The sequence below is a fragment of the Enterobacter ludwigii genome (genome assembly GCF_001750725.1).
Taxonomy (GTDB): Bacteria; Pseudomonadota; Gammaproteobacteria; order Enterobacterales; family Enterobacteriaceae; genus Enterobacter; species Enterobacter ludwigii.
The window spans coordinates 3,929,313-3,941,552 of record NZ_CP017279.1; the positions used below are offsets into that span (position 1 = coordinate 3,929,313).

Consider the following 12,240-nt stretch of genomic DNA (forward strand, 5'->3'; position numbering starts at 1 on the left):
ACGCAGAACCTGTCTTATTGTGTTCTTGCCCAAGAGCACAATGGGACAGGTTCCAGACAAATCAACGTATTAGATAGATAAGGAATACCCCCATGTCAGAACGTCTCCAAAATGACGTGGATCCGATCGAAACTCGCGACTGGCTACAGGCGATCGAATCGGTCATCCGTGAAGAAGGTGTTGAGCGTGCTCAGTATCTGATTGATCAGCTGCTTTCTGAAGCCCGCAAAGGCGGTGTGAAGGTTGCTTCAGGTGCAGGGGCTAGCAACTACGTAAACACGATTGCCGTTGAAGACGAACCGGAATACCCGGGCAATCTGGATCTGGAACGCCGTATCCGTTCTGCAATCCGCTGGAACGCCATCATGACCGTTCTGCGCGCGTCCAAGAAAGACCTGGAGCTGGGTGGCCACATGGCGTCCTTCCAGTCTTCTGCGACCGTTTACGAAGTGTGTTTCAACCACTTCTTCCGTGCAGCTAACGAGAAAGACGGCGGCGATCTGGTGTACTTCCAGGGCCACATCTCTCCGGGCATCTATGCACGTGCATTCCTGGAAGGTCGTCTGACTGAAGAGCAGATGAACAACTTCCGTCAGGAAGTTCACGGTAAAGGTCTGTCTTCTTACCCACACCCTAAACTGATGCCAGAATTCTGGCAGTTCCCGACAGTATCCATGGGGCTGGGCCCAATCGGTGCTATCTATCAGGCTAAATTCCTGAAATATCTGGAACACCGTGGTCTGAAAGACACCTCTGAACAGACCGTCTACGCCTTCCTGGGCGATGGCGAGATGGATGAGCCAGAATCGAAAGGCGCAATCACCATTGCGACCCGTGAGAAACTGGACAACCTGTGCTTCATCATCAACTGTAACCTGCAGCGTCTGGATGGTCCGGTAACCGGTAACGGCAAGATCATCAACGAACTGGAAGGCATCTTCGCAGGTGCTGGCTGGAACGTGATCAAAGTGATGTGGGGTTCCCGTTGGGACGAACTGCTGCGTAAAGACACCAGCGGTAAACTGATCCAGCTGATGAACGAAACCGTTGACGGTGACTACCAGACCTTCAAATCCAAAGACGGTGCCTACGTTCGTGAGCACTTCTTCGGTAAATATCCTGAAACCGCAGCACTGGTTGCAGACTGGACTGACGAACAGATCTGGGCTCTGAACCGTGGCGGCCACGATCCGAAGAAAATTTACGCTGCACTGAAAAAAGCGCGTGAAACCAAAGGTAAAGCGACTGTAATCCTGGCCCATACCATCAAAGGTTACGGCATGGGTGATACCGCAGAAGGTAAAAACATCGCTCACCAGGTTAAGAAAATGAACATGGACGGCGTGCGTTATATCCGCGACCGTTTCAACGTTCCAGTGACCGATGAGCAGGTAGAAAACCTGTCTTACATCACCTTCCCTGAAGGTTCTGAAGAGCATAAGTACCTGCACGAACGTCGTCAGGCGCTGAAAGGCTACCTGCCAGCTCGTCAGCCTAACTTCACCGAGAAGCTGGAACTGCCAGCGCTGGAAGATTTCTCTCAGCTGCTGGAAGAGCAGAACAAAGAGATCTCTACCACTATCGCTTTCGTTCGTGCCCTGAACGTGATGCTGAAGAACAAGTCGATCAAAGATCGTCTGGTTCCAATCATTGCCGACGAAGCGCGTACTTTCGGTATGGAAGGTCTGTTCCGTCAGATCGGTATTTACAGCCCGAACGGCCAGCAGTACACCCCGCAGGACCGTGAGCAGGTTGCTTACTACAAAGAAGACGAGAAAGGTCAGATCCTGCAGGAAGGTATCAACGAGCTGGGCGCAGGCGCATCCTGGCTGGCTGCTGCGACCTCTTACAGCACCAACAACCTGCCGATGATCCCGTTCTACATTTACTACTCCATGTTCGGGTTCCAGCGTATCGGTGACCTGTGCTGGCAGGCAGGCGACCAGCAGGCTCGCGGCTTCCTGATCGGTGGTACTTCTGGTCGTACGACCCTGAACGGTGAAGGTCTGCAGCACGAAGATGGTCACAGCCATATTCAGTCTCTGACTATTCCTAACTGTATCTCTTACGACCCGTCTTACGCGTACGAAGTGGCAGTCATCATGCATGACGGTCTGCAGCGCATGTACGGTGAAGCGCAAGAGAACATTTACTACTACATCACCACGCTGAACGAAAACTACCACATGCCGGCCATGCCAGCAGGTGCCGAGGAAGGTATCCGTAAAGGTATCTACAAACTCGAAACCGTTGCAGGTAGCAAAGGTAAAGTTCAGCTGCTGGGCTCCGGTTCAATCCTGCGTCACGTACGTGAAGCGGCACAGATCCTGGCGAACGACTACGGCGTTGGCTCTGACGTGTACAGCGTAACGTCCTTCACTGAACTGGCGCGTGATGGCCAGGATTGTGAGCGCTGGAACATGCTGCACCCAATGGAAACGCCACGCGTTCCATACATCGCTCAGGTGATGAACGACGCGCCTGCGGTTGCGTCTACTGACTATATGAAACTGTTCGCTGAGCAGGTTCGTACTTACGTACCGGCTGATGATTACCGCGTACTGGGTACTGACGGCTTCGGTCGTTCTGACAGCCGCGAAAACCTGCGTCACCACTTCGAAGTGGATGCATCTTACGTGGTTGTAGCAGCACTGGGCGAACTGGCTAAACGTGGCGAAATCGATAAGAAAGTGGTTGCGGACGCAATCACCAAATTCAACATCGATGCAGATAAAGTTAACCCGCGTCTGGCGTAAGAGGTAAAAGAAGAATGGCTATCGAAATCAAAGTACCGGACATCGGGGCTGATGAAGTTGAAATCACCGAGATCCTGGTCAAAGTGGGCGACAAAGTTGAAGCTGAACAGTCGCTGATCACTGTAGAAGGCGATAAAGCCTCTATGGAAGTTCCGTCTCCTCAGGCTGGCATCGTTAAAGAGATCAAAGTCTCTGTTGGCGATAAAACCGAGACTGGCAAACTGATCATGATTTTCGATTCCGCCGACGGTGCAGCAGCTGCTGCACCTGCGCAGGAAGAGAAGAAAGAAGCTGCTCCTGCGGCTGCTGCACCAGCAGCTGCTGCGGCAAAAGAAGTCAACGTGCCTGACATCGGCGGTGACGAAGTAGAAGTCACTGAAATCCTGGTGAAAGTGGGCGATAGCGTTACGGCTGAGCAGTCCCTGATCACCGTAGAAGGCGACAAAGCCTCTATGGAAGTGCCGGCGCCATTCGCGGGTACGGTTAAAGAGATCAAGATCAACACCGGTGACAAAGTTTCTACCGGCTCTCTGATCATGATCTTCGAAGTGGCAGGTGCTGCACCTGCTGCCGCGCCTGCTCAGGCTGCTGCGCCAGCGCCGGCCGCTGCACCTGCTGCTGGCGGTGCGAAAGATGTCAACGTACCTGACATCGGTGGTGACGAAGTTGAAGTCACCGAAGTGATGGTGAAAGTGGGCGACAAAGTTGCTGCTGAACAGTCACTGATCACCGTAGAAGGCGACAAAGCGTCTATGGAAGTACCCGCGCCATTCGCGGGTACCGTTAAAGAGATCAAAATCAGCACCGGCGACAAAGTGTCTACGGGCTCTCTGATCATGGTCTTCGAAGTGGAAGGCGCTGCGCCAGCTGCTCCGGCAGCCGCTGCTGCACCAGCACCTGCCGCTGCACCGGCTCAGGCGGCCAAACCTGCTGCTGCCCCTGCTGCAAAAGCAGAAGGTAAATCTGAGTTCGCTGAGAACGACGCTTACGTTCACGCTACGCCACTGATTCGTCGCCTGGCGCGCGAATTCGGTGTAAACCTGGCGAAAGTGAAAGGGACTGGCCGTAAAGGTCGTATCCTGCGCGAAGACGTTCAGGCCTATGTGAAAGATGCGGTGAAACGCGCTGAAGCTGCCCCTGCTGCTGCTGCTGGCGGCGGTATCCCGGGCATGCTGCCATGGCCGAAAGTGGACTTCAGCAAGTTCGGTGAAATCGAAGAAGTGGAACTGGGTCGTATCCAGAAAATCTCTGGTGCCAACCTGAGCCGTAACTGGGTCATGATCCCGCACGTTACGCACTTCGACAAAACGGATATCACCGATCTGGAAGCGTTCCGTAAACAGCAGAATGCCGAAGCTGAGAAGCGTAAACTGGACGTGAAATTCACCCCAGTCGTCTTCATCATGAAAGCCGTTGCTGCGGCGCTTGAGCAGATGCCACGCTTCAACAGCTCCCTGTCCGAAGATGGCCAGAAGCTGACGCTGAAGAAATACATCAATATCGGTGTTGCGGTTGATACGCCAAATGGTCTGGTTGTTCCGGTCTTTAAAGACGTGAACAAGAAGAGCATCACTGAGCTGTCCCGTGAACTGACCACCATCTCCAAAAAAGCGCGTGATGGTAAGCTGACTGCCGGCGAAATGCAGGGTGGCTGCTTCACTATCTCCAGCATCGGCGGCCTGGGTACTACCCACTTCGCACCGATTGTTAACGCGCCGGAAGTGGCTATCCTCGGTGTGTCCAAGTCCGCGATGGAACCGGTATGGAATGGCAAAGAGTTCGTGCCGCGTCTGATGATGCCAATCTCTCTGTCCTTCGACCACCGCGTGATCGACGGTGCTGATGGTGCGCGTTTCATCACCATCATCAACAACACCCTGAGCGACATTCGCCGCCTGGTGATGTAATCGAAAAGCCGGCCAGTCGGCCGGCTTTTTTCTGTTAATCTCATGTGGTCTGTGAGGTTATTGGCGAAAAGCGACAATTCGTGAGCCGTTTGTTGTTTCAAAATTGTTAACAATTTTGTAAACTGCGGGCGGATAGAACGTCCCGGTGGATGAAGGGCGACAAGTACCTGGACCGCCGGAAATCAATAAGAGGTCATGATGAGTACTGAAATCAAAACTCAGGTCGTGGTACTTGGGGCAGGCCCGGCGGGTTACTCTGCTGCCTTCCGTTGCGCTGATTTAGGTCTGGAAACCGTAATCGTAGAACGCTACAACACCCTCGGTGGTGTTTGCCTGAACGTAGGCTGTATCCCTTCTAAAGCTCTGCTGCACGTTGCGAAAGTTATCGAAGAAGCCAAAGCACTGGCTGAACACGGTATCGTCTTCGGCGAGCCGAAAACCGATATCGACAAGATTCGTACCTGGAAAGAGAAAGTTATCACTCAGCTGACCGGTGGTCTGGCAGGTATGGCCAAAGGCCGTAAAGTGAAAGTGGTCAACGGTCTGGGTAAATTCACCGGCGCGAACACCCTGGAAGTGGAAGGCGAAAACGGCAAAACCGTTATTAACTTCGACAACGCGATCATCGCTGCGGGCTCCCGTCCAATTCAGCTGCCATTCATTCCACATGAAGATCCACGCGTGTGGGATTCCACCGATGCGCTGGAGCTGAAATCCGTACCTAAGCGTATGCTGGTTATGGGTGGCGGTATCATCGGTCTGGAAATGGGTACCGTGTACCATGCGCTGGGTTCAGAGATCGACGTGGTTGAAATGTTCGACCAGGTTATCCCGGCTGCCGATAAAGACATCGTTAAAGTCTTCACCAAACGTATCAGCAAGAAATTCAACCTGATGCTGGAAACTAAAGTGACTGCCGTTGAAGCAAAAGAAGACGGTATTTACGTTTCCATGGAAGGCAAAAAAGCCCCTGCCGAACCACAGCGTTACGACGCCGTGCTGGTGGCTATCGGCCGTGTGCCGAACGGTAAAAACCTCGACGCGGGCAAAGCAGGCGTGGAAGTGGACGACCGTGGCTTCATCCGCGTTGACAAACAGCTGCGCACCAACGTGCCGCACATCTTTGCTATCGGCGATATCGTCGGTCAGCCAATGCTGGCGCACAAAGGTGTTCACGAAGGTCACGTTGCCGCTGAAGTTATCGCCGGCATGAAACACTACTTCGATCCGAAAGTGATCCCATCTATCGCTTACACCGAGCCAGAAGTGGCATGGGTGGGTCTGACTGAGAAAGAAGCGAAAGAGAAAGGCATCAGCTACGAAACCGCCACCTTCCCGTGGGCTGCTTCTGGCCGTGCTATCGCTTCCGACTGCGCAGACGGTATGACCAAACTGATCTTCGACAAAGAGACTCACCGTGTGATCGGTGGTGCGATTGTCGGTACCAACGGCGGCGAGCTGCTGGGTGAAATCGGTCTGGCTATCGAAATGGGTTGTGACGCTGAAGACATCGCGCTGACTATCCACGCTCACCCGACTCTGCACGAGTCTGTTGGCCTGGCGGCAGAAGTGTTCGAAGGTAGCATCACCGACCTGCCTAACGCGAAAGCGAAGAAGAAATAAGTTTCTTCATGATTGCGAAACGCCTCCTCCGGAGGCGTTTTTTTTGCCTGCGTTATGGGGCGACCGGTTGCCAGGTGTGATCCAGGTGATAAGCAGGTAACGCCTGCGCTTTCTTCTCTGACTCGCTGCCGAGGTCCGACTGGTACACCTTGTCGGTCTGGTTTATTACAAAGCTCATCACGCCCGTCTGGCCGTAGCTGACTGGCCAGGCCACCATGGCAAAACCATTTTTATCCGGCAGGATGCGAAAACGGTAGCCGTGATAGCCAGTGCCGGGTTCTTTCGGGCTGAAGGCCGGACCGAGTGGGCTGGGGGCTTCGCCGGGCGAGGCCGGCCAGTATAAGCCGTCTTTTTTGCCGGCTGAGCTGACAATCTTCTGCGCATATTTCTGGTTCAGCGCAAAATAGCTTTGCTGTGCATCCACATACGCGTGCAGCGCCTCGATGGCGGCGAGCTCGTTGCGGCCAATCTCGCGGGTCAGGATCTCTTCAGCCCCTTCTTTGATATCAAATTGCCAGCCAGAGGCGGTTTTGATCACCGGAATCGGTAGCTGCCAGTCGCTGTCACCGACCACAAGATGTGCCTTATTCCCGTCAACGACCGTATTGTGCCGAACTTTCCAGTCGCGCAGGAAGCGATCCACGGCATCAGGATCCACCCCTTCCGGCGGCAGGAAATCACGCCAGTTCTCACCGAGCAGGGTGTTCATCGCGCTTTCATTTTGCTCACTGATGGCGCTGGCCAGCGCATCGGTTGCCTGGTCTGGTGTGCTGAAAGATTGCTGCGCCATTGCGGCGGCCGACAGCATGAATAACGCGATCCCACTGAGTAATTTGCTTTTCATGTCGGCTTCCTTAACGGTGACGGAATTCACGGTGTTCAGCACGCCCGGTAGACGTCTGGCGCGGTTGCTGATGGCGGGCTGCCTGTTGCCTGCTCTGGGCGCCTCGCTGCTGCTGGGCTTGCCAGTTGGCGGAACGACTGTCGTTACCGCTGAGCGCATTGGCGCGCGGCTGGCTACTCCGCGCAGGCTGCGAAACCCGTTTCTCTTGCCTTTGCGAGGTGGTCGGGCGGCTGTCTCGCGTCTTAGCGGCTGTCCGCTGTGCCGTTTGCGGTTTGGTGTCGTAGCCCCGGTAGTTGTTGCGCTGGGAAATTTGCTTCAGCTGGGCGGTTGACGCCTGACGCTGTGCATCTTTGGTGCCCGGACGCGCGGTCTGCGGGAAGGTTTTTCCCGTTGATTTCTCCATCTGGCTCAGCGCAGCCTGCCGTTGGCTGTCCCGGTTGACCGGTTTTTGCTGCGTCGCGCTTAGCCCCGTTGCCATGTTCGTTGAGTGGAAGCGATTGTTGAGCGTGTTAGTGGGATAGGGCACTCCTTCACGATAGGCCGGGTTATGCTGCCAGGTGCGGTTGGCGTCCGTCAGGCGCTGGCCGCTGATTTTATTAAAGTTCTCAACGTTGATATTGATGTTGTTATCACCGTTGCGGTTATAACCGCCGTGGTGATCCCAGTCGTCATCATGGTGGTGATCCCAGTCATCGTCATCATCCCAGTCGATGTTGCTGAAAATAGCGTAGGTTGTCGCCACGCCCAGGCTGAACCCTAAGCCTTTGACCAGGCTGTCCGTAAACTGCTCTCCCGGGGAGGGCGGTAAATAGACGGGCGGATAAGCGGTGTTCGGCCAGGTGCCATACACGGTATTCGGGTTGTAGGTGGGAACGTAAACCACCTGCGGGTCGGCGGACTCAATTTTAATGACCGTCGGGGCTGACGTCGTGGCGGTGCTTGTTGTCTGGCCGGTGGCCGTTTTCGCCGGGGCCGGTTTTGTCTCGGTGGTGACCGTTTGCTGCGGTGTTGATTGCAATGCACCGGTTTGCTGCGCCAGCAAACGCAGACGTTGCACGGAATCCATCACATCTTTCGGCTGCGCGAGAAACGCGTCGCCCAGGCTCTGCACCCAGGGTGGATTTTCGCCCATCAGGGACATCAGCTGAGGAAACGCCACCAGTGATTTCACGCTCGGATCCCAGGGTTGATTCGCCACGGCCTGAATGGCGGCATCGCCCTGCAGTTTAGGGTTGTCTTTTGACCACTGTGCTGCCTGGATGACGTTGGCTGGATAAGTCGAAGCCATCAAAATTTGCGATAGCAGGGCATCCGGGTAGAGCGCGATGGGAGCAACCCACTGATCAATTTGCGCAGCCGTGTAGGCTGGCGCGACGACCGGTGCTGGCTGAGCGGCAGGGGCGGCAGGCGGCGCAGCCGGTTGTTGTGCGACGGGGGCAGGAGCCACAGGCTCCGTTGCGCGGCTTTTAACGAACATGACGCCTGAGGCGGCAAACAGCCCGGCACTGCACAGAAGGACAAGCAGTTGTGGCTTAAAGGGCAACTTCATAAAATGACTCCAACGAGACAAGCGCTGTGCCGTGAGGCGTTACGGTTGGCGTGAGTATCAATCACCCGTCTTTTACTGTTTTGACTTTTGTGGGGAATCATCCGGTACGTCCGGATAAAGAGTGTGAGTATTTATTACACAATTATATCGGATGGCTGAAATGCCGCCGGAATATTCAGAAGGTCGCACTCACGGTTTTTGCAGTCAGAATTCGTTGCACCTGCCCGCTACACCATGCTTAACGATTCAGCAAATTTTTTAATGTTGCTTTTTTGTAAACGGATTAACACTGTGCAGAAATCCTGCTATGCTGCCCGACGCGGTATCGGGCATTTACCCTACAAACTGCTGTCTCACAGGAGCGTGAAGAGAACGCCCGCCGCATATGACAATGAGAGCGAGGAGAACCGTCGTGCTAGAAGAATACCGTAAGCACGTAGCAGAACGTGCCGCCGAGGGAATTGTACCCAAACCTTTAGATGCAACCCAAATGGCCGCGCTCGTCGAGCTGCTGAAGAACCCGCCTAAGGGCGAAGAAGAATTCCTGTTAGATCTGTTGATCAACCGTGTACCGCCTGGCGTAGATGAAGCTGCCTACGTAAAAGCCGGATTCCTTGCCGCCGTCGCCAAAGGCGAAGCAACCTCCCCACTGGTTACTCCTGAAAAAGCTATTGAACTGCTCGGTACCATGCAGGGTGGCTACAACATTCATCCGCTGATTGACGCACTGGATAACGACACGCTGGCACCGATTGCCGCCAAAGCGCTCTCCTCAACGCTGCTGATGTTCGATAACTTCTACGATGTGGAAGAAAAAGCCAAAGCCGGCAACGCCTACGCGAAACAGGTTATGCAATCCTGGGCCGATGCCGAATGGTTCCTGAACCGTCCTGCACTGGCTGAAAAAATCACCGTTACCGTCTTCAAAGTGACCGGTGAAACTAACACCGATGACCTCTCTCCGGCACCGGATGCGTGGTCTCGTCCTGATATTCCTCTGCACGCGCTGGCGATGCTGAAAAACGCCCGTGAAGGTATTGAGCCGGATCAGCCGGGCAGCGTTGGCCCGATCAAACAGATCGAAGCCCTGCAGGAAAAAGGTTTCCCGCTGGCATACGTCGGTGACGTAGTGGGTACCGGTTCGTCCCGTAAGTCCGCGACCAACTCCGTACTGTGGTTCATGGGCGATGACATTCCTCATGTGCCTAACAAACGTGGCGGCGGCCTGGTGCTGGGCGGCAAAATTGCGCCAATCTTCTTCAACACCATGGAAGATGCGGGCGCACTGCCGATCGAAGTGGATGTCTCTAACCTGAATATGGGCGACGTGATTGACGTTTACCCGTTCAAAGGTGAAGTGCGCAACCACGAAACCAACGAACTGCTGGCGAGTTTTGAGCTGAAAACCGACGTGCTGATTGACGAAGTGCGTGCCGGTGGCCGTATTCCGCTGATCATCGGTCGTGGCCTGACGACCAAAGCGCGTGAAGCGCTGGGTCTGCCGCACAGCGACGTGTTCCGTCATGCGAAGGATGTGGCGGAAAGCAATCGTGGTTACTCCCTGGCGCAGAAAATGGTGGGTCGCGCCTGCGGCGTCGCCGGTGTCCGTCCTGGCGCGTACTGCGAACCGAAGATGACCTCCGTGGGGTCTCAGGACACCACCGGCCCAATGACCCGTGATGAACTGAAAGACCTGGCGTGCCTGGGCTTCTCTTCTGACCTGGTGATGCAGAGCTTCTGTCACACTGCCGCGTATCCGAAGCCGGTTGACGTGACCACGCACCACACGCTGCCTGACTTCATCATGAACCGTGGCGGTGTGTCGCTGCGTCCGGGTGACGGTGTTATTCACTCCTGGCTGAACCGTATGCTGCTGCCTGATACCGTCGGTACCGGTGGTGATTCCCATACCCGTTTCCCAATCGGTATCTCCTTCCCGGCGGGCTCGGGGCTGGTGGCGTTTGCTGCTGCAACCGGCGTGATGCCGCTGGATATGCCAGAATCGGTTCTGGTGCGCTTCAAGGGCAAAATGCAGCCGGGTATCACCCTGCGTGACCTCGTGCATGCTATTCCTCTGTATGCCATCAAACAGGGTCTGCTGACCGTTGAGAAGAAAGGGAAGAAAAACATCTTCTCTGGCCGTATTCTGGAAATTGAAGGTCTGCCGGATCTGAAAGTCGAGCAGGCGTTCGAACTGACCGATGCGTCCGCGGAGCGTTCTGCTGCTGGCTGTACCATCAAGCTGAACAAAGAGCCGATTATTGAGTATCTGACCTCTAACATCGTGCTGCTGAAGTGGATGATTGCAGAAGGCTACGGCGACCGTCGTACGCTGGAGCGCCGTATTCAGGGCATGGAAAAATGGCTGGCGGATCCACAGCTGCTGGAAGCCGATGCTGACGCAGAATACGCGGCAGTGATCGACATCGATCTGGCGGATATCAAAGAGCCAATCCTGTGTGCACCAAACGATCCGGACGACGCGCGTCTGCTTTCCGACGTTCAGGGCGACAAGATCGACGAAGTGTTCATCGGATCCTGTATGACCAACATCGGCCACTTCCGTGCTGCCGGTAAGCTGCTGGATACCCACAAAGGCCAGCTGCCAACGCGTCTGTGGGTGGCTCCGCCAACCCGTATGGATGCGGCTCAGCTGACCGAAGAGGGCTACTACAGCGTGTTCGGTAAGAGCGGTGCGCGTATCGAAATTCCTGGCTGTTCCCTGTGTATGGGTAACCAGGCGCGTGTGGCTGACGGTGCGACGGTGGTTTCCACCTCTACCCGTAACTTCCCGAACCGTTTAGGTACCGGTGCTAACGTCTACCTGGCCTCTGCGGAGCTGGCGGCGGTTGCGGCACTGATTGGTAAACTGCCAACGCCGGAAGAGTACCAGACCTTTGTGGCTCAGGTGGATAAGACGGCGGTAGATACCTATCGCTATCTGAACTTCGACCAGCTCTCTCAGTACACCGAGAAGGCTGACGGGGTTATCTTCCAGACGGCAGTATAAACAGCTAAACCGTCTTCACGGAGGCGGTTTTGTGTTTGCACCCTCTCCCCTGGAGAGGGACAGGGTGAGGGCATCAGACCGCAAGGTCTTGCTCTCACCTTTTTATTTTCATTCCTCCTGCCTCCCACGCTTTTTTTCTTCCTCTCTGCTGCGATAATTAGCGTAATGGCTTTGCAGAGGAAAATACTATGGATTACGAATTTCTGCGCGACATCACCGGAGTGGTGAAAGTGCGTATGTCGATGGGCCACGAAGCTGTTGGACACTGGTTCAACGAAGAGGTGAAAGAGAATCTCGCCCTTCTGGACGAAGTTGAACAGGCGGCAAATACGGTGAAAGGCAGTGAACGCTCCTGGCAACGTGCCGGGCACGAATACACGCTGTGGATGGATGGCGAAGAGGTGATGGTGCGTGCCAACCAGCTTGAATTCTCCGGTGATGAGATGGAAGAGGGGATGAGCTACTACGATGAAGAGAGTCTGTCGCTGTGCGGCGTAGAAGACTTTTTACAAGTCGTAACGGCGTACCGGGCGTTCATGAAACAGAAATAG

General features: G+C 54.9%; 7 protein-coding genes. 5 read left to right on the top strand and 2 right to left on the bottom strand.

Annotated features, from left to right (window positions below; genetic code table 11):
- The first annotated feature begins 92 nt into the window (after positions 1-92).
- From aceE to lpdA, 3 genes are all read left to right on the top strand, one after another.
- A complete protein-coding gene (aceE, locus tag BH714_RS18495; protein ID WP_014168653.1) occupies positions 93-2,756 on the top strand; it encodes a pyruvate dehydrogenase (acetyl-transferring), homodimeric type in 2,664 nt (887 codons plus the stop codon).
- A gap of 14 nt (positions 2,757-2,770) precedes the next feature.
- On the top strand, positions 2,771-4,663 hold the full coding sequence (gene aceF, locus BH714_RS18500; protein ID WP_040018639.1) for a pyruvate dehydrogenase complex dihydrolipoyllysine-residue acetyltransferase: 1,893 nt from the start codon (positions 2,771-2,773) through the stop codon (positions 4,661-4,663).
- 198 nt (positions 4,664-4,861) lie between these two features.
- Entirely contained in the window at positions 4,862-6,286 is a 1,425-nt protein-coding gene (lpdA, locus tag BH714_RS18505; protein ID WP_020882589.1) for a dihydrolipoyl dehydrogenase, read from the top strand.
- Positions 6,287-6,338: 52 nt separating this feature from the next.
- On the opposite strand, the gene BH714_RS18510 is transcribed toward lpdA, so the two are convergent.
- Together BH714_RS18510 and BH714_RS18515 are read right to left on the bottom strand one after the other, a co-directional pair.
- The gene (locus BH714_RS18510; protein WP_020882590.1) at positions 6,339-7,130 is read right to left on the bottom strand and encodes a DUF2950 family protein; all 792 of its coding nucleotides are present in this window, start codon (positions 7,128-7,130) and stop codon (positions 6,339-6,341) included.
- Positions 7,131-7,140: 10 nt separating this feature from the next.
- The gene (locus tag BH714_RS18515; RefSeq protein WP_040018641.1) at positions 7,141-8,679 is read right to left on the bottom strand and encodes a DUF3300 domain-containing protein; all 1,539 of its coding nucleotides are present in this window, start codon (positions 8,677-8,679) and stop codon (positions 7,141-7,143) included.
- Between the two features lie 412 nt (positions 8,680-9,091).
- Between BH714_RS18515 and acnB the strand changes: the two genes are divergently transcribed.
- Positions 9,092-11,689, top strand: coding sequence for a bifunctional aconitate hydratase 2/2-methylisocitrate dehydratase (gene acnB, locus BH714_RS18520; protein ID WP_020882592.1), 2,598 nt, complete (start codon positions 9,092-9,094; stop codon positions 11,687-11,689).
- Positions 11,690-11,877: 188 nt separating this feature from the next.
- Positions 11,878-12,240, top strand: a complete 363-nt coding sequence (gene yacL, locus BH714_RS18525; protein WP_014168659.1) for a protein YacL — start codon at positions 11,878-11,880, stop codon at positions 12,238-12,240.

What these genes read in the sequence shown, in the direction of transcription:
- yacL (WP_014168659.1), top strand. Translation starts at nt 11,878, where the DNA reads ATGGATTACGAATTTCTGCGCGACATCACCGGAGTGGTGAAAGTGCGT.
- aceF (WP_040018639.1), top strand. Translation starts at nt 2,771, where the DNA reads ATGGCTATCGAAATCAAAGTACCGGACATCGGGGCTGATGAAGTTGAA.
- BH714_RS18515 (WP_040018641.1), bottom strand. Translation starts at nt 8,679, where the DNA reads ATGAAGTTGCCCTTTAAGCCACAACTGCTTGTCCTTCTGTGCAGTGCC.
- aceE (WP_014168653.1), top strand. Translation starts at nt 93, where the DNA reads ATGTCAGAACGTCTCCAAAATGACGTGGATCCGATCGAAACTCGCGAC.
- BH714_RS18510 (WP_020882590.1), bottom strand. Translation starts at nt 7,130, where the DNA reads ATGAAAAGCAAATTACTCAGTGGGATCGCGTTATTCATGCTGTCGGCC.
- lpdA (WP_020882589.1), top strand. Translation starts at nt 4,862, where the DNA reads ATGAGTACTGAAATCAAAACTCAGGTCGTGGTACTTGGGGCAGGCCCG.